Below are 21,175 nucleotides of genomic sequence, written 5' to 3'. Positions count from 1 at the left end.
AAGCCTGCATTTCGCTGCTTATCGCGTTAACATAAAAAGAATTGCCTTATGAACACAGGTCCTTATTTACGACGTTGATGGCTGTATCGTCCCGCATTCGTTTGCTGTTTTTACTCTCCTTTCTTACGGCCGGAGCCGTTCACGGTGCGCCGAATTCCTTTATGCATCAGGCTCTGAATCCCTTTGATAATAACGGGGACAGTTTGCCCGACCTCGGTATGGCGACGCCCACAGGAGAGGGGGAAAAACACCTGGCCGAAATGGCGAAAGCCTTTGGAGAAGCCAGTATGACTGACAACGGCCTGACAACCGGCGAGCAGGCTCGTCAGTTTGCCTTTGGTCAGGTGCGCGACGCGGTGAGCGGCGAGGTGAACCAGCAGATTGAGTCCTGGCTCTCGCCCTGGGGGAACGCCAGCGTGAACGTGCTGGTGGATAACGAGGGTAAATTCAACGGCAGCAGCGGGAGCTGGTTTATCCCCTGGAACGATAACAACCGCTACCTGAGCTGGAGCCAGCTTGGCCTGACGCAGCAGACGGATGGCCTGGTCAGTAATGCCGGCATCGGGCAGCGCTGGATCGCCGGGAAATGGCTGCTGGGCTATAACACCTTTTACGATAACCTGCTGGATGAAAACCTGCAGCGTGCCGGGCTGGGCGCGGAAGTGTGGGGGGAAAATCTGCACCTGTCGGCGAACTATTATCAGCCCTTTGCCAGCTGGCGTGAGCGCTCGGACATTCAGGAGCAGCGCATGGCGCGCGGATATGACGTGACGGCCAACGCCTGGCTGCCGTGGTTCCATCACCTGAATACCAGTCTCAGCGTTGAGCAATATTTTGGTGACAATGTCGACCTGTTCAATAGCGGCACCGGCTATCACAACCCGGTGGCAGTCAACCTGGGACTTAACTATACCCCCGTTCCGCTGGTGACGTTGACTGCCGCGCATAAGCAGGGCGAGAGTGGCGAGAGCCAGAATAACCTCGGGCTGAAGCTCAACTACCGCTTTGGCGTACCGCTGGCCAAACAGCTTTCAGCCAGTGAAGTCGCCGCCACGCGCTCCCTGCGCGGAAGCCGCTATGATTCACCGGAGCGCAACAGCCTGCCGGTGATAGAGTTCCGTCAGCGCAAAACGCTGTCCGTCTGGCTGGCAACGCCGCCGTGGGATTTGAAAGGGGGCGAAACCGTCATGCTGAAGCTGCAGGTTCGCAGCACGCACGGCATTCGCCAGATCCACTGGCAGGGGGATACGCAGGCGTTGAGTCTGACATCGCCGGCTAAAAGCAACAGCAGCGACGGCTGGAGCGTGATCATGCCCGCCTGGGATGACCGGGAAGGGGCGTCAAACCGCTGGCACCTGTCGGCGGTGGTGGAAGATGAGAAAGGCCAGCGCGTCTCATCGAATGAAATCACGCTGACCGTGGTGCAACCGCTGGTCGCATTGCCTGACGACGACCCGCGCTGGAAGCTGCTGCCGGATGAATAACCCTTAAAAAATGCGTTCCTGGTGAACCCATACGGCGGCTTCCACGCGCGATTTTAGCTTCATTTTCTTCAGCATATGCTTCACATGCACTTTGACCGTGCTTTCGGTGATATCCAGGCGGCGGGCGATCATTTTGTTCGGCAGCCCCTGGGCAATGAGCTTGAGAATATCGCGCTCGCGCGGGGTTAACTGGCTGACGTCACGGTCAGAGGTGGCGCGGTTTGCCCGCAGGCTGGCGGCGAGAACCGGGGTTAAGGCTTCGCTGAGCACCATCTCGCCCGCCGCCGCCTGCTGCAGTGCCTTAAGCAGATCTTCCGGCTCCATATCTTTCAGCAGATAGCCATCCGCCCCGCGCTTGAGCGCCGTGACCACATCCTCTTCGTGATTCGACACGCTAAAGACGACAATGCGCCCGGAGAGCGATTTTTCCCGCAGCTTGTCGAGGGTTTCCAGACCGTTCATGCCCGGCATATTCAGATCGAGCAGGATCAAATCGGGATCGAGGGATTCGGCAAGCTCAATGCCCTGTTCGCCGTTGCTGGCTTCGCCTACCACGGTGATATCGGGTGCCATGCTGACCAGCTGTTTCACGCCAGTACGCAGCATCGGATGGTCGTCGATCAGCAGGATGGATGCCGGTTCCTGATTAGTCATGGGTATCTCCTTGAGCAATTGTGAGCGGTTTCTCGGGAATAAAGGTGACGACAACTTCCGTGCCACCCGTCTCTCTCCGGCGAACCTGGCAATCACCGCGCAGGCTTTGGGCGCGGTCTCGCATAATAATTAAACCATAGTGGTTCGTGCGTTCGGCATTTTCCGGCACGCCGCGGCCGTTGTCGTGAACCGTCAGTTTCACCTGATTGCTGTGCTGGCTGACGGTGACCGTTACCGCCGTCGCGCCGGCATGCTTAAGCACGTTGCTCAGCGCTTCGCGGGCGATCTGCAGTAAATGGATGGCCTGATGGGAGGGGACAAACCGCGGCGGCAGCTGGTAATCCAGCTTCACCGGGAACCCCAGCCGGGCGCTAAATTCGTGACAGCTGGCTTCCAGCGCCGGGCGCAGGCCCGGCTCGGTCAGCTGCAGACGGAAGGTGGTCAGCAGCTCGCGAAGCTGGATCCAGGAGGTATTCAGCTCGTTGCGGATCTGGCTCAGCAGCTGCTTGTTGCTTTCCGGCATCTCAGCATCCTGCATCTGCAGACAGCTGACCTGCATTTTCATACAGGAGAGCGACTGGGCGATGGAGTCGTGCAGTTCGCGGGCGATGGTCGCGCGCTCTTCCATGACGATCAGTTGCTGCTGTTTTTCCTGATGCCTGTCGAGCGCCAGCGTGGCTGTTAACTGTTCAACCAGCGTATCCACCAGCTGCTGCTGGTCGTGGCTCAGGTGGCGTCCGGTTGGCAGGGTGGCCAGCAGAATGCCGTACTGGGTGTGGCTGTCCGTCAGACGCCACTTCAGGGTGGTGCCGCCGGAGGTCAGCGGCGGCAGGCCGCGAGGGCAAAGATGGCAGCCTTTGTCATCGCAGGACATATCCGACTGACAGGTAAATTCCTGATGGTTCTCTTCGTCTTCCACATCGTAGACCCGCAGCTCCAGGTCGCGCAGCAGGGTCAGATTTTGCAAACCGTTCAGCACCGGCGAGAGACGTTCGCATAACGGCACCTGCATGTGCAGGCGGCGGTTGGCCTGCCACAGGAAGGAGAGGATCTCGTTTTTCTGCTCAAGGCCCGCCGTTTTTTCCTGCACGCGCTGTTCCAGCACCGCGTAGCTCTCGGAAAGCTCTGCCGACATGGTGTTGAGCGCCTGGCCGAGCATCGCCATCTCGTTGCGTCCGCTGATGTGCGTGCGCTGGGTGAAATCGCGCGCGGTGACCGCGCGGGCCATCGCCAGCAGCTGTTTCCAGGGATTCAACAGCCGGGCGCGAAGCCAGACGATAGTGAAGATCAGCAGCAGCCCCATAAACAGCGCCATTGCCCGGTGCACCATTACCACCCGGTCGATGCGTAGTTCGGTGGTCTGGTCGAACGCGGAGACCAGCGCGTCAATGCGCGTAACGAACCCCGCCACGTCCTGGGCAACCGCCTCTGTACTGTGCGCCTGTTTCAGGCCCGGCTGCAGCTGGGTGTGCCAGTACCCCTGAAGGGCTTTAAGCTGGGATTGTTGACCGGCGCGAATGGCGGCATTTTCCAGCTCGGGGCTGAACGCGGTGCGCTCCATTTCATCAATTAAGGGCCGATCGGCCTGCGTCAGGGGAACCGATGCCAGCAGGCGATAACTCTGCATGCGTAGTGAGCCTGCCTCATTAATGGCATGCGCATTACCCTGTACCCCCTGTACCAGCCAGCCGGAGATCGCCATGCCGGTCACGCCAATGGCGGTGGACAGCAAAACAATCAGGGCGAGCTGATTCACGAGCGTCAGCGGAGATAAACATCTTTTTAACATAGAGTTGGCGTGCTCCTGACGTGGCCTGCTTGCAGGAATGGCGCTATTCTGGTGCATACCCTGGAGTATACCCATACCAATAAAGGATTACCCCTAAATTGCCAACGGAGTAGGGGGCAGAACGCGGGGGTGGCAGGAACGCGTCAGCGCCGTGAAAAACCACGTCTTTTCTGTCGAATTAGCCTACTCACTAAGGATAAGCCCTTTTTTTGTGCCGCAAATCCTCCCACTTTTCCTTTGATTTATATCAACTTACCGCCGCCCTAAAACCCTAATGTTTGCAGCATCATTCGAGAATCAGAGGTGTCTATGAGTCACTCATCCGCTCCCGAAAGGGAAAGTGGTGCCGTTATTACAGACTGGCGTCCAGAGGATCCGGCGTTCTGGCAACAGCGCGGCCATCGTGTTGCAAGCCGGAATCTGTGGATTTCCGTTCCGTGTTTGCTGTTAGCGTTTTGCGTATGGATGTTGTTTAGTGCGGTGGCGGTCAACCTGCCGAAAGTGGGGTTTACGTTTACGACCGATCAGCTGTTTATGTTGACTGCGTTACCGTCGCTGTCGGGTGCGCTGCTGCGTGTCCCTTACGCGTTTATGGTACCGGTCTTTGGCGGTCGTCGCTGGACGGCGTTCAGCACGGGCATCATGATCGTTCCTTGCGTCTGGCTCGGCTTCGCGGTGCAGGATACCTCCACGCCGTTCAGCGTGTTCGTGATTATCTCTCTGCTGTGCGGTTTTGCCGGGGCGAACTTCGCCTCCAGTATGGCAAACATCAGCTTCTTCTTCCCGAAAGCGAAGCAGGGCGGTGCGCTGGGCATTAACGGCGGTCTGGGGAATATGGGCGTCAGCGTGATGCAGCTGATTGCGCCGCTGGCGATTTCGGTTTCCATCTTTGCTGCCTTTGGCGGCGGTGGCGTTGAGCAGGCGGATGGTTCATCCCTGTACCTGCAAAATGCGTCCTGGATTTGGGTGCCATTCCTGGTGGTGTTCACCCTTGCAGCCTGGTTCTTTATGAATGACCTGTCCGCGTCGAAAGCGTCGCTGAGCGAACAGCTGCCGGTGCTGAAGCGTGGGCACCTGTGGGTAATGGCGCTGCTGTATCTGGCCACCTTCGGTTCGTTCATCGGTTTCTCTGCGGGCTTCGCTATGCTGTCGAAAACGCAGTTCCCGGAAATTCAGATCCTGCACTTTGCCTTCTTCGGACCGTTTATTGGTGCCCTGGCGCGTTCCGTTGGCGGCATGATCTCTGACCGTCTGGGCGGGACGCGCGTGACGCTGGTTAACTTCGTCGTGATGGCGGTCTTCTGTGCGCTGCTGTTCCTGACGCTGCCGACAGACGGACAGGGCGGTAACTTCATCGCCTTCTTCGGGGTGTTTATGGTGCTGTTCCTGACGGCCGGGCTGGGGAGCGCTTCCACCTTCCAGATGATCTCCGTGATCTTCCGTAAGCTGACCATGGATCGCGTGAAGGCGCAGGGGGGAAGCGAAGAGCAGGCCATGCGTGAAGCGGCGACCGATACGGCGGCGGCTCTGGGCTTTATCTCTGCGATTGGCGCGATTGGCGGCTTCTTTATCCCGAAAGCGTTTGGTATTTCGCTGGAGCTGACCGGCTCTCCGGCGGGCGCAATGAAAGTTTTCCTTGTCTTCTATATCGCCTGCGTCGTGATCACGTGGCTGGTATATGGGCGTAATACTAAGAAAAAATAAGTAAGTGTGATTATCCGTTTACGCGGCCTTCGGGTCGCGTTTTTTTTGCTGATAATTAGTTACAACATACTGAAACGCGCGCAGAGAAAACCAGCGGGTAACACTGTGATCGCCATCGCTTTACAGGGGGGTCTACCCCTTAATACCTGAGATGTTAACGAACACCCTGTTTTTTGTACGGTAAAAAACAAATAATCTTATATATCAAAAAGATGAAAGGTTTTAGAAAATACCGCTTTGGTGGTATTCAGCGTAACCCCACCCCGGAAAGTCCCGCGTCGTCTTGATCGTTATCAATTCTCCCCCTCTTTCAGGGCGTTACCTTCGCTGCAAATCAGCAATGTCGATTTAGAGAGCCACAGGCTCCACACAGGAGATACCCGATGAGCAAATTTTTGGACCGGTTTCGCTACTTCAAACAGAAGGGCGAAACTTTTGCCGATGGGCACGGCCAGGTTCTGGATACCAACCGGGACTGGGAAGACGGTTACCGCCAGCGCTGGCAGCATGACAAAGTCGTCCGTTCAACCCACGGCGTGAACTGCACTGGCTCATGTAGCTGGAAGATATTTGTTAAAAACGGTCTGGTGACCTGGGAGATGCAGCAGACCGACTATCCGCGCACCCGTCCGGATATGCCAAACCACGAACCGCGCGGCTGCCCGCGTGGTGCCAGCTACTCCTGGTATCTCTACAGCGCGAACCGCCTCAAATACCCGCTGATGCGCAAGCGCCTGATGAAAATGTGGCGCGAAGCGAAGGTGCAGCACAGCGATCCGGTTGATGCCTGGGCCTCCATTATTGAAGATGCGGACAAAGCGAAAAGCTTTAAGCAGGCCCGCGGCCGCGGTGGCTTTGTGCGTTCTTCCTGGAAAGAGGTCAACGAGCTGATTGCCGCTTCTAACGTCTACACCGTTAAAACCTACGGTCCTGACCGCGTGGCGGGCTTCTCGCCGATCCCGGCGATGTCGATGGTCTCTTATGCCTCAGGCGCGCGCTATCTCTCCTTAATCGGCGGCACCTGCCTGAGCTTCTACGACTGGTACTGCGACCTGCCGCCAGCCTCGCCGCAGACCTGGGGCGAGCAGACGGACGTACCCGAATCCGCGGACTGGTACAACTCCAGCTACATCATCGCCTGGGGCTCTAACGTGCCGCAGACCCGTACGCCGGATGCGCACTTCTTTACCGAAGTGCGTTACAAAGGCACCAAAACCGTGGCGGTAACCCCGGACTACGCCGAAATCGCCAAGCTGTGCGACCTGTGGCTGGCACCGAAGCAGGGTACCGATGCCGCGATGGCGATGGCGATGGGCCACGTCATGCTGCGCGAGTTCCACCTGGATAAGCCCAGCCAGTACTTCACCGACTATGTCCGCCGCTACACCGACATGCCAATGCTGGTGATGCTGGAAGAACGTGACGGGTACTACGCCGCGGGCCGCACCCTGCGCGCCGCCGATCTGGTGGATGCGCTGGGCCAGGAAAATAACCCTGAGTGGAAAACCGTCGCGTACAACAGCAACGGCGAGCTGGTGGCGCCAAACGGCTCTATCGGCTTCCGCTGGGGCGAGAAGGGCAAGTGGAATCTCGAGCAGCGTAACGGCACGACGGGCGAAGAGACGGAACTGCGTCTGAGCATGCTGGGTAGCCAGGACGAGATCGCCGAGGTCGGCTTCCCGTACTTCGGCGGCGAAGGTTCCGAGCATTTCAACAAGGTTGAGCTGCAAAACGTCCTGATGCATAAGCTGCCGGTGAAACGCCTGCAGCTGGCCGACGGCTCTACCGCGCTGGTCACTACCGTTTATGACCTGACCATGGCGAACTACGGCCTGGAGCGTGGTCTGAACGATGAAAACTGTGCGACCAGCTATGACGACGTGAAAGCCTACACCCCGGCATGGGCGGAACAGATCACCGGCGTACCTCGCGCACAGATCGTGCGTATCGCCCGTGAGTTCGCTGAAAACGCCGACAAGACCCATGGCCGTTCGATGATCATCGTCGGTGCGGGTCTGAACCACTGGTATCACCTGGATATGAACTACCGTGGTCTGATCAACATGCTGATTTTCTGCGGCTGTGTCGGTCAGAGCGGCGGCGGCTGGGCGCATTACGTAGGCCAGGAAAAACTGCGTCCGCAGACTGGCTGGCAGCCGCTGGCGTTTGCCCTCGACTGGCAGCGTCCTGCACGCCATATGAACAGCACCTCTTACTTCTATAACCACTCCAGCCAGTGGCGCTACGAAACGTTCACCGCCCAGGAATTGCTGTCGCCGATGGCGGATAAATCCCGCTACAGCGGCCACCTGATTGACTTCAACGTGCGAGCTGAGCGCATGGGCTGGCTGCCGTCTGCGCCTCAGCTGGGCACCAACCCGCTGCGCATCGCGGAAGAGGCGAAGAAGGCGGGGATGTCGCCGGTGGATTACACCGTGAAATCACTGAAGGATGGCTCAATCCGTTTCGCGGCAGAACAGCCGGAAAACGGGAAAAACCATCCGCGTAACCTGTTTATCTGGCGCTCCAACCTGCTGGGCTCGTCCGGTAAAGGCCACGAGTACATGCTGAAATACCTGCTGGGTACCGAAAACGGCATTCAGGGGAAAGATCTCGGCAAGCAGGGCGGCGTGAAGCCGGAAGAGGTGGAGTGGAAAGACAACGGTCTCGACGGCAAGTTGGATCTGGTGGTAACCCTCGACTTCCGTCTCTCCAGCACCTGCCTGTATTCCGACATCGTGCTGCCTACCGCCACCTGGTACGAAAAAGACGACATGAATACTTCGGATATGCATCCGTTTATTCATCCGCTGTCTGCGGCCGTTGACCCGGCGTGGGAATCGAAAAGCGACTGGGATATCTACAAGGACATCGCGAAGAAATTCTCTGAGGTCTGCGTGGGGCACCTCGGCAAAGAGACCGACGTGGTGACGCTGCCAATCCAGCACGACTCCGCTGCTGAACTGGCGCAGCCGCTGGACGTGAAGGACTGGAAAAAAGGCGAGTGCGACCTGATCCCGGGCGTGACTGCCCCGCACATCATTCCGGTTGAACGTGATTACCCGGCAACGTACGAACGCTTTACCTCTATCGGCCCGCTGATGGAGAAAATCGGTAACGGCGGGAAAGGGATTGCCTGGAACACCCAGAGCGAAATGGATCTGCTGCGCAAGCTTAACTACACCAAAGCGGACGGCCCGGCGAAAGGCCAGCCCTGCCTTAACACGGCGATTGATGCCGCAGAGATGATCCTGACCCTGGCACCGGAAACCAACGGCCACGTCGCGGTGAAAGCCTGGGCGGCCCTGAGCGAGTTTACCGGTCGCGACCATACGCACCTGGCGAAGAATAAAGAGGAAGAGAAAATCCGCTTCCGCGATATTCAGGCGCAGCCGCGCAAGATTATCTCCAGCCCGACCTGGTCTGGCCTCGAAGATGAGCATGTCTCTTACAACGCTGGCTACACCAACGTTCATGAGCTGATCCCATGGCGCACCCTCTCCGGTCGTCAGTCGCTGTATCAGGATCACCAGTGGATGCGCGACTTCGGTGAAAGCCTGCTGGTTTACCGTCCGCCAATCGACACCCGCTCCGTGAAAACCGTAATGGGTGCGAAATCGAACGGTAACCCGGAGAAGGCGCTGAACTTCCTGACACCGCACCAGAAGTGGGGGATCCACTCCACCTACAGCGACAACCTGCTGATGCTGACCCTGTCGCGCGGTGGTCCGATTGTCTGGATGAGCGAAACGGACGCCAAAGATCTGGGTATCGAAGATAACGACTGGATCGAAGTGTTCAACAGCAACGGTGCCCTGACGGCGCGTGCGGTGGTGAGCCAGCGCGTACCGGCCGGGATGACCATGATGTACCACGCGCAGGAGCGTATCGTGAACCTGCCGGGGTCAGAAATCACCGAGCAGCGCGGCGGGATCCACAACTCCGTGACCCGTATTACGCCGAAACCGACCCATATGATCGGTGGCTATGCCCAGCTGGCCTACGGCTTTAACTACTACGGCACCGTAGGTTCGAACCGCGATGAGTTCGTGGTGGTACGTAAGATGAAGAATATTAACTGGTTAGACGGCGAAGGTAATGACCAGGTACAGGAGAGCGTAAAATGAAAATTCGTTCACAAGTCGGCATGGTGCTGAATCTGGATAAATGCATCGGCTGTCATACCTGCTCGGTCACCTGTAAAAACGTCTGGACCAGCCGTGAAGGTATGGAGTACGCCTGGTTCAACAACGTGGAAAGTAAGCCGGGCACCGGCTTCCCGACCGACTGGGAAAACCAGGAGAAGTGGAAGGGCGGCTGGATCCGCAAAATCAACGGTAAGCTGCAGCCGCGCATGGGTAACCGCGCCTTGCTTCTGGGAAAAATCTTCGCTAACCCGCATCTGCCGGGCATTGAGGATTATTACGAGCCGTTTGACTACGACTACCAGAACCTGCACAACGCGCCGGAAAGCAAACACCAGCCGATCGCCCGTCCTCGCTCGCTGATCACCGGTCAGCGCATGGACAAAATTACCAGCGGTCCAAACTGGGAAGAGATCCTGGGCGGCGAGTTCGAAAAACGCGCCAAAGACCAGAATTTCGAGAACATGCAGAAGGCGATGTACGGCCAGTTCGAAAACACCTTCATGATGTATCTGCCGCGCCTGTGCGAGCACTGCCTCAACCCGGCGTGCGTGGCGACCTGCCCGAGTGGTGCCATCTACAAGCGTGAAGAAGACGGCATTGTCCTTATCGACCAGGACAAGTGCCGCGGCTGGCGGATGTGCATCACCGGTTGCCCGTACAAAAAAATCTACTTCAACTGGAAGAGCGGCAAGTCTGAGAAGTGCATCTTCTGCTACCCGCGTATTGAAGCCGGTATGCCAACCGTTTGCTCCGAGAGCTGCGTAGGCCGTATCCGCTACCTCGGCGTGCTGCTGTACGACGCCGACGCGATTGAAAACGCTGCCAGCACCGAGCATGAGAAAGATCTCTATCAGCGTCAGCTGGACGTGTTCCTCGACCCGAACGATCCGAAGGTGATTGAGCAGGCTCTGAAGGATGGCATTCCGCAGAGCGTGATTGACGCCGCGCAGCAGTCTCCGGTGTACAAAATGGCGATGGACTGGAAGCTGGCCCTGCCGCTGCACCCGGAATACCGCACGCTGCCGATGGTCTGGTACGTGCCGCCTCTGTCGCCGATTCAGTCAGCCGCGGATGCGGGCGAGCTGGGCAGTAACGGCATTCTGCCGGACGTGGAAAGCCTGCGTATCCCGGTTCAGTATCTGGCAAACCTGCTGACCGCAGGCGATACCCAGCCGGTACTGCTGGCGCTGAAACGTATGCTGGCAATGCGCCACTTCAAACGTGCCGAAACCGTGGACGGCGTGACCGATACCCGTGCGCTGGAAGAGGTCGGTCTGACCGAAGCGCAGGCGCAGGAGATGTACCGCTACCTGGCAATTGCCAACTACGAAGATCGTTTCGTGGTGCCGAGCAGCCACCGAGAACTGGCCCGCGAAGCCTTCCCGGAGAAAAATGGCTGTGGCTTTACCTTTGGCGACGGCTGCCACGGGTCAGACAGCAAATTCAATCTGTTCAACAGCCGCCGCATCGACGCCATGGATGTGACCAGTAAAACGGAGCCGCACTCATGATTGAACTCGTCATTGTTTCGCGTCTGCTGGAGTACCCGGATGCCGCGCTGGCGCAGCATCAGCAGGAGCTGTTTGATGCACTAGCGTCATCCGAAAACCTGGATAAAGAGGATGCCCAGCGGCTTGGGGTTTTCCTCCGCGACCTGTTAGCGCGCGATCTTCTCGATGCGCAGGCGGACTACAGCCAGCTGTTTGACCGCGGGCGGGCAACCTCGCTGCTGCTGTTTGAACATGTTCACGGTGAGTCCCGCGACCGCGGTCAGGCGATGGTTGACCTGATGGCGCAGTACGAGCAGCACGGCCTGCAGCTCGACAGCCGCGAGCTGCCGGACCATCTGCCACTCTATCTGGAGTATCTGGCGCACCTGCCGAAAGAGGAGGCGCTGGGTGGTCTGCAGGACATCGCGCCGATCCTGGCGCTGCTCGGCGCGCGGCTTCAGCAGCGCGAGAGCCGCTACGCGGTGCTGTTCGACCTGCTGGTGAAGCTGGCCAACGCGTCGGTCGACAGTGAAAAAGTGGCGGAGAAAATCGCCGATGAAGCCCGGGACGATACCCCGCAGGCGCTGGATGCCGTCTGGGAGGAAGAACAGGTGAAATTCTTTGCTGACCAGAGCTGTGGCGAGTCTGAAATCTCTGCTCACCAGCGTCGTTTTGCCGGTGCCGTTGCCCCGCAATATTTGAATATCTCTAACGGAGGACAGCAATAATGCACTTCCTGAATATGTTCTTCTTTGACATCTACCCGTATATCGCGGGCACCGTGTTCCTGGTGGGAAGCTGGCTGCGTTATGACTACGGCCAGTATACCTGGCGCGCTGGCTCCAGCCAGATGCTGGATCGTAAAGGGATGCATGTGGCCTCTAACCTGTTCCACATCGGTATTCTGGGCATTTTTGCCGGCCACTTCCTCGGCATGCTGACGCCGCACTGGATGTACGAAGCGTGGCTGCCCATCGAGGTGAAGCAGAAGATGGCGATGATCGCCGGTGGGGCCTGCGGGGTGATGACCCTGGTGGGGGGCCTGCTGCTGTTGAAACGTCGTCTGTTCAGCCCCCGCGTGCGGGCAACCACCACCGGGGCGGACATCCTGATCCTCTCCCTGCTGATGGTGCAGTGCGCGCTGGGTCTGCTGACCATTCCGTTCTCGGCGCAGCATATGGACGGCAGTGAAATGATGAAGCTGGTGGGCTGGGCGCAGTCTGTGGTGACTTTCCACGGTGGTGCATCTGAACATCTGGACGGCGTGGCGTTTATCTTCCGCGTTCACCTTGTGCTGGGGATGACGCTGTTTGTGTTATTCCCGTTCTCTCGCCTGGTGCACATCTGGAGCGCGCCGGTGGAATACCTGACGCGCAAATACCAGATTGTACGCGCCCGTCGCTAATTTGCCGTTTTGATACCAACCCCGCACTCGCGGGGTTTTTTTTCGCCCCAGCCCAGGTTATTGCCCGCTGCAGCAAACAGGATCAGCGCGCCGCCTGCCAGTTGCGTCAGGTTCAGCGAGTGTCCAAATACCAGATTATCAACAACGATCGCCACTACCGGATAGATAAACGACAGCGAGCCGGTAATGGGCGTCGGCAACTTCTGAATCGCGCTGTAGAGCAGTTGATACATAATGCCAGTATGGACAATGCCCAGCGTCAGCAAGATCGGCCAGGGGAAATCGGCGGAAAATGACGGCATGCGGGCAAACGGCAGAAGCATGACGACGCCCGTCAGTACCTGGATGAAGGCAATGTGCTGCGGCGCAACCGATCTCAGCTTGCGGGCAATGATGGCCGTTACCGCATAGAAGAAGGCTGCGGCCATTGCCAGCCCGATCCCGGCGAGCCAGTCGGCGCCATGTGCGCTGGTCAACTCACTGGAGAGCAAAATGACCACGCCGCCAAAGGCGAGCACCAGCCAGCCCCATTTCACCAGGCTGACACGCTCGCCGAAAAGCATCCCCATCAATACCAGCATAAACGGCTGAGTGTTATACACCACGGTTGAAAGACCAATCGAGATCCGTTCATAGGCCGCGAAGAGCAGCAGCCAGTTCACCACTAATGCCGCTCCGCCGAGGATCGCCAGCAGCAGCGTCGTGCGGGTGAGGGGGCTAAACGGCTTTCGACTCATGCGAATAAAAATGAACAGTGCCACTGCCCCAATCAGGCAGCGCCAGAACACCACTTCCGTTACCGGCAGACCGGACAGTAAAACAAACGCGCCAATTGAGCCGGAAATTAACATCGCCAGGCTCATTTGCCAGACGCCTTTATGGAAATCACGCATCATTCACCTCCTGATTGATGACGTTATTGTCGAAAATGGCTGTCGTGTTTTACAGGGGTGATATAAGGTTGAAGAGGTAAATGACTTTTTAAAATTAGGTGAAAATGATGGAATGCCTTCTTGATGATATCGACCGACAAATCTTAGCCTGTCTGGTTGAGGATGCGCGTATGTCCCTGAAGGTGCTCAGCGGGCGTATCGGGCTGACGTCACCCAGCACGGCAGAGCGCCTGAAAAGGCTGGAAGAGCGCGGTGTGATTCAGGGGTATGGCGCGCGGGTGAACCTGGCGGCGTTGGGGTATACACTGCAGGCGCTGGTGCGCGTACGGCCGCTGCCGGGGCTGTTGCATAAAGTGGATAAGTACATTCAGGCAATGCCGGAGTGTATTGAGAGCGACAAAGTGACCGGGGAGGACTGCTTTGTTATCCGGCTGGTGGTGCGGTCTATCGAGCAGCTTGATGCGCTGCTGGACGGGCTGGCGGAGCATGCCCAGTGCAATACGTCGATTGTGAAAAGCACGCCGGTGACGCGACGTTTGCCACCGATGTAGCCATCTGTCGCCGGGTGGCGGCTGCGCCTTACCCGGCCTACAACGGATTCATATATCGAAAAATTGTGGAGCGTTGAGGTAAGGAAGATTTTACAGCGCATGGAAATGATGGTGGTGGGGGAAGGATGACTCGGCGCGTTGCGCCTCGCCCTTCGGGTCGTTGCCTGCGGCAACGCTTTCTCGCTACGCTCGAATCGAACCTTAGTCGAAGCTTCTCATCCTTCCCCGTTACGGAAATTCATGATGCCCGGTGCGAACAGAGAGTTTAGAGTCGTATGGGAATTGATGGTGGTGGGGGAAGGATTCGAACCTTCGAAGTCGATGACGGCAGATTTACAGTCTGCTCCCTTTGGCCGCTCGGGAACCCCACCAGGGGTAATTCAAATTTTGAGGTGATGCTGAGAGATGGTGGTGGGGGAAGGATTCGAACCTTCGAAGTCGATGACGGCAGATTTACAGTCTGCTCCCTTTGGCCGCTCGGGAACCCCACCACGGGGTAATGCTATTAACTGGCCTGCTTCCTGCTGGAAGCGGGGCGCATCATATCAAATGAGGCGCCCCTGTAAAGCATTCCTTTAGTGAAATGACGTCGTTTGCCTGCTTTTTATCCGTAAAGGTGCAAAGCTAATCAATTCATTTCCCTGGGATTAAAGAATAATGGTTCTGTTACCGTAAACGAAGACCCGCTGCGCCAGCACCTGATACAGCGCACGGCTGAGCACATTCTTCTCAACGTCGCGCCCGGCGCGCATCATGTCCTCAGCCGTGTAGGTATGATCCACATGAATCACGTCCTGCATGATGATAGGACCTTCATCCAGGTTGTCATTCACGTAGTGCGCCGTGGCTCCGATGATCTTCACGCCCCGCTCATAGGCCTGATGGTAAGGACGCGCACCGATAAAGGCCGGCAGGAACGAGTGGTGAATGTTGATAATCTTATTCGGGAAGCGCGCCACGAAGGATGGCGTCAGCACGCGCATATATTTTGCCAGCACCACGTAGTCCGGGTTGTGCGCTTCAATGGCCTGCGCCATCAGGTTGTCGTGTTCTTCACGGGTGTGGCCTTCATGGCTGACCAGCTCGAACGGAATATCAAAACGCTCGACCAGCGTGCGCAGCGTCTCATGGTTGCCGATAACGGCCGCAATTTCGACGTCCAGACCGCCGTAGTTGGCTTTCATCAGCAGATCGCCCAGGCAATGCGCCTCTTTGGTCACCAGAATCACGATGCGGCGTCGGCCTGCGGGGGTCAGTTCACGCACGGAGCCTTCCGGCAGCGCGCTGTCCAGATCGGCAAGCAGGGTGGTGTCGTTGAAAATACCTTCCAGTTCGGTACGCATGAAGAAACGTCCGGTACGGTGGTCAACGAACTCGTTGTTCTGCACGATATTCAGTTCATGCTTGTAACAAATGTTGGTAATTCGTGCGATCAGTCCTTTTTGATCGGGACAGATGGTGCGCAGAACTTTACGTTGTAGTGATTGCATCGCCGGGAAATCCTGTTTGTATTTGCGAAGTCTGGGTTGTCAGGCGTTACTGCCCGCAACACTTTTTAAATTTTTTACCTGAACCACACGGGCAGGGATCGTTACGACCAAACTGTGGGCGCGTTCCGTCAATATAATACCATTGCCCGCTTTCCTTTAAGAACCGGGAACGTTCGATTATGGCGCCAGGCTTATTATTCTCGGTAAAGCGGGCCACAAAGCTGACATAACTCTCATCAGCATGACTCCCGGTTGAGGATTCATAGACGGTAAGGCCAAGCCATTGCGTACTGGTGAACCCGGCTTCGATCTCCTGTCTGAATTCTGCCGCGTGGCAGGACGGGTGCCAGGTTTTAATCAGGTAGTCTGCGTCTTTGATCACAAAAGCAGTGTACCGTGAACGCATGAGGTGTGACGGGTCTGGTGCAACCTGATCGCCAGAAAGATATCGCTGGCAACATAGGCTATACTCCAGAGCGCTACCACAAGGGCAGAGTTGAGACACGATTCTCTTCCTGGAACAATAAATAAAGGCGTTAAACGCTTCGGGTAGCACTATGTTAACTGAGCTGTTGCGTTGATGCTATGTCAGGAATCCAGGGGACGTAAAACAGGGCTAATGAGAAAGGTTAAAATAGGACTGGCGCTGGGCTCAGGTGCAGCCCGCGGATGGTCACATATCGGCGTGATTAACGCGTTAAAACAGATGGGTGTTGACGTCGATATTGTTGCAGGGTGTTCAATCGGCTCGCTTGTCGGCTCCGCTTACGCGTGCGGGAAGCTGCCGGAGCTCGAGACCTGGGTGCGTTCCTTCAGTTACTGGGACGTGCTTCGTCTGATGGATCTCTCATGGCAGCGTGGCGGACTCTTACGCGGCGAACGCGTCTTTAACCAGTTCCGCCAGGTTATGCCTCTCGAAGACTTCACGGATTGCCGGATGCCGTTCGGCGCCGTCGCGACGAATCTTAGCACCGGTCGCGAGCTTTGGCTGACCGAAGGGGATATCCATCTTGCCGTTCGCGCCTCCTGCAGTATACCCGGCTTAATGGCGCCTGTGCCGCATAACGGCTACTGGCTTGTTGACGGTGGCGTCGTTAATCCGGTTCCCATCTCTCTGACGCGCGCCATGGGGGCAGATATCGTGATTGCCGTGGACCTGCAGCATGATGCCCACCTGATGCAACAGGATCTTATGCCGGTCAATCTGCAGAGCGAAGAACCTGAGGAAGAGAAACTGGCCTGGCATGAACGTCTGCGTGGTCGAATCGGACGTATGGCCGCACGACGCGCGGCGGCAGCCCCGACAGCCATCGAAATCATGACCACCTCAATCCAGGTACTTGAGAACCGCCTCAAGCGAAATCGTATGGCCGGCGACCCGCCAGACATTCTTATTCAACCGTACTGTCCACAAATCTCTACCCTCGATTTCCATCGGGCTGAGGCCGCCATCGCAGCGGGCTCGTTAGCCGTCGAAAAGAAAATGGACGAACTGTTGCCTTTTGTGCGAACAGCACGTTAAGCACCTTTTTTTGACTACTTCAGCAAAATCTGACAGGCGATAGTGCCGATCGCATGCCACTATTTAGTTACTGTCAGCCAGGGGAGGAACCATGACGCAGCCATTGGCCGGAAAACACATTTTGATTGTAGAAGACGAGCCCGTTTTCCGATCGCTACTGGATTCGTGGTTATCCTCACTGGGCGCTAACACGTCACTGGCTGAAGATGGCATCGACGCCCTGGAGAAAATGAACAGCATCACGCCCGATTTGATGATTTGCGACATTGCGATGCCGCGGATGAATGGGCTGAAGCTGGTTGAACATCTGCGTAACGAAGGCAACCAGACGCCGATTCTGGTGATATCCGCCACTGAGAATATGGCGGATATCGCTAAAGCGTTGCGTCTTGGGGTGCAGGATATTCTGCTTAAGCCGGTCAAGGATCTGAACCGGTTACGGGAAACGGTATTAGCCTGCCTTTATCCGAATATGTTTAATTCCCGGGTAGAGGAAGAGGAGCGTCTTTTCCAGGACTGGGATGCCCTGGTCAGCGATCCGCCCGCTGCGGCGAAGCTTTTACAAGAACTCCAGCCGCCCGTTCAGCAAACCATTTCGCATTGCCGTATCAATTATCGTCAGCTGGTGGCGGCAGACCAGCCTGGGCTGGTGCTGGATATTGCGCCACTGTCTGATGTCGATCTTGCGTTTTATTCCCTGGATGTCACCCGGGCGGGGGATAACGGCGTATTAGCGGCGTTACTTCTTCGCGCGCTATTTAACGGTTTGCTGCAGGAACAGTTATCGCATCAGGGACAACGGTTGCCGGAGTTAGGCAGTTTACTCAAACAAGTCAACCAGCTTTTTCGTCAGGCGAATTTACCCGGACAGTTTCCGCTGTTGGTCGGTTATTACCACAGCGGTTTAAAAAATCTTATCCTCGTTTCAGCCGGCCTCAACGCTTCACTGAATACCGGTGAGCACCATATTCAGGTGAGTAACGGTGTGCCGCTTGGGACATTGGGAACGGCGTATCTTAATCAAATAAGCCACCGCTGTTCCTCCTGGCAGTGCCAAATTTGGGGCGCCGGGGGACGGCTACGCTTAATGTTGTCCACGGAATAAGCAATTGGATCTTAATTTTAAGATTGCTTTACCTGTGTTTTACGGGGAGTGCTACTATCGCTGCCCAGATTCATGCGTATTTATCCTAATTGATCGGCAACGCGTTCTTTTCAGACCCGAACTGCGGGGCGAGACTGATATACTCAACGCGTTATTTATTGCATAAAAGTTCAAAACTTGAACAGCTCAGGAGAATTTGAATGGCTGCCCTAAATTCGAAAGTCAGAAAGGCCGTCATCCCGGTAGCGGGATTGGGGACCAGGATGTTACCAGCAACTAAGGCGATTCCTAAAGAGATGCTGCCTCTGGTTGATAAGCCATTAATCCAGTATGTCGTCAACGAATGTATCGCAGCCGGCATTACGGAAATTGTGCTGGTTACACATTCATCAAAAAATTCTATCGAAAACCATTTCGATACAAGCTTTGAACTTGAAGCCATGCTGGAAAAACGTGTTAAGCGTCAGCTGTTAGAGGAAGTTCAGTCTATTTGTCCTCCGCACGTTACTATTATGCAGGTTCGTCAGGGGCTGGCGAAAGGTCTGGGCCACGCCGTCATGTGTGCACACCCTGTTGTGGGTGACGAGCCTGTTGCGGTGATTCTGCCAGACGTAATTCTGGATGAATACGAATCCGATCTCTCTCAGGATAACCTTGCTGAGATGATCAAACGTTTCGACGAAACAGGTAGCAGCCAGATCATGGTTGAGCCGGTGGAAGACGTGACGGCTTACGGTGTGGTTGACTGCAAAGGCGTTAACCTTGAGCCGGGTGAAAGTGTGCCAATGGTTGGCGTCGTAGAGAAGCCTAAAGCCGACGTAGCGCCTTCAAACCTGGCTGTAGTGGGTCGCTATGTCCTGAGCGCCGAAATCTGGCCTCTGCTGGCTAAAACGCCTCCAGGAGCGGGTGATGAGATCCAGTTGACCGATGCCATTGATATGCTGATCGAGAAAGAGACCGTTGAGGCTTACCATATGAAAGGTAAGAGCCATGACTGCGGTAATAAGCTCGGTTATATGCAGGCATTCGTGGAATATGGCATTCGCCACAATACCCTTGGTGAAGAATTTAAAACCTGGCTCAAAGAGAGCGTAGGTATTAAGAAATAAGCCATAGTGGTAAATGTTCAAAACCGGTGAGGCCTGGCCCACCGGTTTTTTTATGCCCATAAGATCCAGAGACCAGCCGGGAGTAACTGCGGCGAAACAGGTGAATAACGCTTTATGACAGAGTGTAAGGGGATGTTTGCGACAAATTTTGGTTAAAAAAAATCCCGCATTATGCGGGATTTTTCTGAATGCGGCTTGATTAATCCTTGATCAGGAAGTCATCCAGCTGTTTACCTTGCTCATCCATGGCTTTCTTGATAACAGCAGGAGTACGACCCTGGCCAGTCCAGGTTTTAGTTTCGCCGTTCTCGTCAACATAGCTATATTTAGCAGGACGAGCAGCACGCTTAGCTTTAGTACCGGTTTTAGCTGCAGCCATGCTGTTCAGCAATTCATTTGGATCGATACCATCAGCAATCAGCATTTCACGATATTGCTGCAGTTTACGAGTACGTTCTTCGATTTCAGCAGCAGCAGCGCTTTCTTCTTCACGACGTTCATTAACTACAACTTCTAATTTTTCCAGCATTTCTTCAAGCGTTTCGAGGGTGCATTCTCTTGCCTGCGCACGAAGAGTACGGATGTTGTTCAGAATTTTAAGTGCTTCGCTCATTGTAGTAATCTCAAACTTATAATGGGGGGTGGTTTGTTGACCTAATAATAGAGCCATAAATTCAGATGTGCAATAGCCAGGAATGTAAGGAATTCAAAAAATACTAAATAATGCCGCTATTATTAATTACGCTAACTTAAATTTCATCGCCCGACAGTCTCGCTTGTTATCACGCAAACCAGCTTTACCCGGCCGCTCGCCTGTTTTTTTGTGACATTTACCGCAGGAATTATAGTTGCGGCGGAGAAATATCAGCCTTTCGTATTAGTTCCCGTCAGGGATGCTAAGACTGGAATAGTTAATAAATAGTGAATTTTAATGAACGATGATTCCACTATAAAAAGAAGTGTTATGTTTGGTTGAACTTATAACATATCAGCCGTGCTGAATGGGTTTACCTCCTGTTTTAACGCACTATTTTCGTCAACCGTCGTTCCTGAAAACCGCCCTCGACCGCAGGGGCTGTGCGCCGCATCGCGGATGACCAGACAAAATATGGTACAATCAATCATCGGGAATATTACACATTGATTAGGGTTTTACGGCCAATGGCACAACTTTATTTCTACTATTCGGCAATGAATGCCGGGAAATCCACCGCGTTGCTGCAATCCTCATACAATTACCAGGAACGAGGAATGCGTACCGTTGTTTATACGGCGGAAATTGACGACCGCTTTGGCGCAGGGAAGGTAAGCTCCAGAATAGGGCTCTCGTCGCCTGCGAGACTGTTTAACCCCAAAACGGACCTGTATGAGGACATTCGCACAGCCCATGCCGCGCAACCCATTCACTGCGTTCTGGTAGATGAGAGCCAGTTTCTGACGCGTGAACAGGTTCATGCGCTTTCAGAGGTGGTGGATGAACTCGATATTCCCGTGCTTTGTTACGGGCTGCGTACGGATTTCCGCGGTGAACTCTTTGCCGGGAGCCAGTATTTGCTCGCCTGGTCGGATAAACTCGTTGAACTGAAGACTATCTGTTTTTGCGGTCGTAAAGCCAGCATGGTGCTTCGTCTCGACCAGGCCGGGAAACCTTATGCAGATGGTGAGCAGGTGGTGATAGGCGGGAATGAACGTTATGTATCGGTCTGCCGTAAGCACTATAAGGAAGCGCTGGCCGTAGGCTCGCTGACGGCGATTCAGCACGATAACAGAAAATAACGTCGGCCTTATCATTCAGACATAAAAAAACCCGCCATAAAGGCGGGTTTTTCAT

General features: G+C 55.6%; 17 protein-coding genes, 2 tRNA genes and 1 other RNA gene. 11 read left to right on the top strand and 9 right to left on the bottom strand.

Features of this window, described 5'->3' with window-relative positions; translation table 11 throughout:
• Positions 1-77 precede the first annotated feature (77 nt).
• Entirely contained in the window at positions 78-1,484 is a 1,407-nt protein-coding gene (locus C1N69_RS12685) for a YchO/YchP family invasin (protein ID WP_155031311.1), read from the top strand.
• A gap of 3 nt (positions 1,485-1,487) precedes the next feature.
• Here C1N69_RS12685 and narL read toward each other — a convergent pair whose 3' ends face one another.
• Together narL and narX are read right to left on the bottom strand one after the other, a co-directional pair.
• The gene (narL, locus tag C1N69_RS12680; RefSeq protein ID WP_008499531.1) at positions 1,488-2,138 is read right to left on the bottom strand and encodes a two-component system response regulator NarL; all 651 of its coding nucleotides are present in this window, start codon (positions 2,136-2,138) and stop codon (positions 1,488-1,490) included.
• Positions 2,131-3,927 (bottom strand): nitrate/nitrite two-component system sensor histidine kinase NarX, encoded by a 1,797-nt coding sequence (gene narX, locus C1N69_RS12675; protein WP_155031310.1) that lies wholly within the window; start codon positions 3,925-3,927, stop codon positions 2,131-2,133. The genes narL and narX overlap by 8 nt, the downstream gene beginning before the upstream one ends.
• Positions 3,928-4,236: 309 nt before the next feature.
• Between narX and C1N69_RS12670 the strand changes: the two genes are divergently transcribed.
• The 5 genes from C1N69_RS12670 to narI all read left to right on the top strand — a co-directional run bounded on the left by C1N69_RS12670 (position 4,237) and on the right by narI (position 12,674).
• Positions 4,237-5,631, top strand: a complete 1,395-nt coding sequence (locus C1N69_RS12670) for a NarK family nitrate/nitrite MFS transporter (RefSeq protein WP_155031309.1) — start codon at positions 4,237-4,239, stop codon at positions 5,629-5,631.
• 383 nt (positions 5,632-6,014) lie between these two features.
• A complete protein-coding gene (locus C1N69_RS12665) occupies positions 6,015-9,758 on the top strand; it encodes a nitrate reductase subunit alpha (RefSeq protein ID WP_155031308.1) in 3,744 nt (1,247 codons plus the stop codon).
• Entirely contained in the window at positions 9,755-11,290 is a 1,536-nt protein-coding gene (gene narH, locus C1N69_RS12660) for a nitrate reductase subunit beta (protein WP_025756543.1), read from the top strand. Before C1N69_RS12665 ends, narH begins: the two co-directional genes overlap by 4 nt.
• Positions 11,287-11,997 carry a nitrate reductase molybdenum cofactor assembly chaperone gene (gene narJ, locus C1N69_RS12655; RefSeq protein WP_155031307.1) on the top strand — a complete coding sequence of 237 codons (711 nt, stop codon included), beginning with the start codon at positions 11,287-11,289 and terminating at the stop codon, positions 11,995-11,997. The genes narH and narJ overlap by 4 nt, the downstream gene beginning before the upstream one ends.
• The gene (gene narI / locus C1N69_RS12650; RefSeq protein WP_045286274.1) at positions 11,997-12,674 is read left to right on the top strand and encodes a respiratory nitrate reductase subunit gamma; all 678 of its coding nucleotides are present in this window, start codon (positions 11,997-11,999) and stop codon (positions 12,672-12,674) included. Before narJ ends, narI begins: the two co-directional genes overlap by 1 nt.
• Here the strand turns inward: narI and C1N69_RS12645 are convergent.
• Entirely contained in the window at positions 12,671-13,567 is an 897-nt protein-coding gene (locus C1N69_RS12645; RefSeq protein ID WP_155031929.1) for a DMT family transporter, read from the bottom strand. The two genes, narI and C1N69_RS12645, sit on opposite strands and share 4 nt — an antisense overlap.
• A 107-nt stretch (positions 13,568-13,674) precedes the next feature.
• On the opposite strand from C1N69_RS12645, the gene C1N69_RS12640 reads away from it, so the two are divergent.
• Positions 13,675-14,118 carry an Lrp/AsnC family transcriptional regulator gene (locus C1N69_RS12640; RefSeq protein WP_025756547.1) on the top strand — a complete coding sequence of 148 codons (444 nt, stop codon included), beginning with the start codon at positions 13,675-13,677 and terminating at the stop codon, positions 14,116-14,118.
• A gap of 109 nt (positions 14,119-14,227) precedes the next feature.
• On the opposite strand, the gene C1N69_RS12635 is transcribed toward C1N69_RS12640, so the two are convergent.
• The 5 genes from C1N69_RS12635 to C1N69_RS12615 form a co-directional block, all read right to left on the bottom strand.
• Positions 14,228-14,358: non-coding RNA, RtT sRNA (locus C1N69_RS12635), on the bottom strand.
• A gap of 46 nt (positions 14,359-14,404) precedes the next feature.
• Positions 14,405-14,489, bottom strand: a tRNA-Tyr gene (locus tag C1N69_RS12630).
• Between the two features lie 35 nt (positions 14,490-14,524).
• Positions 14,525-14,609 (bottom strand) — tRNA-Tyr (locus C1N69_RS12625).
• A gap of 156 nt (positions 14,610-14,765) precedes the next feature.
• Positions 14,766-15,608, bottom strand: coding sequence for a formyltetrahydrofolate deformylase (gene purU / locus C1N69_RS12620; RefSeq protein ID WP_014832256.1), 843 nt, complete (start codon positions 15,606-15,608; stop codon positions 14,766-14,768).
• A gap of 46 nt (positions 15,609-15,654) precedes the next feature.
• A complete protein-coding gene (locus C1N69_RS12615) occupies positions 15,655-16,113 on the bottom strand; it encodes a YchJ family protein (RefSeq protein WP_059387007.1) in 459 nt (152 codons plus the stop codon).
• A 114-nt stretch (positions 16,114-16,227) separates the two neighbouring features.
• Here C1N69_RS12615 and rssA point away from each other — a divergent pair, with 114 nt between their 5' ends.
• From rssA to galU, 3 genes are all read left to right on the top strand, one after another.
• Positions 16,228-17,130 (top strand): patatin-like phospholipase RssA, encoded by a 903-nt coding sequence (rssA, locus tag C1N69_RS12610; RefSeq protein WP_155031306.1) that lies wholly within the window; start codon positions 16,228-16,230, stop codon positions 17,128-17,130.
• 91 nt (positions 17,131-17,221) lie between these two features.
• A complete protein-coding gene (rssB, locus tag C1N69_RS12605) occupies positions 17,222-18,235 on the top strand; it encodes a two-component system response regulator RssB (protein ID WP_045286278.1) in 1,014 nt (337 codons plus the stop codon).
• A gap of 200 nt (positions 18,236-18,435) precedes the next feature.
• On the top strand, positions 18,436-19,344 hold the full coding sequence (galU, locus tag C1N69_RS12600) for a UTP--glucose-1-phosphate uridylyltransferase GalU (protein ID WP_008502780.1): 909 nt from the start codon (positions 18,436-18,438) through the stop codon (positions 19,342-19,344).
• A 199-nt stretch (positions 19,345-19,543) separates the two neighbouring features.
• Here galU and hns read toward each other — a convergent pair whose 3' ends face one another.
• Positions 19,544-19,957 (bottom strand): histone-like nucleoid-structuring protein H-NS, encoded by a 414-nt coding sequence (hns, locus tag C1N69_RS12595; protein WP_008502781.1) that lies wholly within the window; start codon positions 19,955-19,957, stop codon positions 19,544-19,546.
• Positions 19,958-20,505: 548 nt separating this feature from the next.
• Between hns and tdk the strand changes: the two genes are divergently transcribed.
• Positions 20,506-21,120, top strand: a complete 615-nt coding sequence (gene tdk / locus C1N69_RS12590; RefSeq protein WP_025756552.1) for a thymidine kinase — start codon at positions 20,506-20,508, stop codon at positions 21,118-21,120.
• The last annotated feature ends 55 nt before the right edge of the window (positions 21,121-21,175 follow it).

This window comes from Enterobacter sichuanensis, assembly GCF_009036245.1.
Taxonomy (GTDB): Bacteria; Pseudomonadota; Gammaproteobacteria; order Enterobacterales; family Enterobacteriaceae; genus Enterobacter; species Enterobacter sichuanensis.
This window is presented reverse-complemented; position numbering and strand designations above follow the sequence as displayed.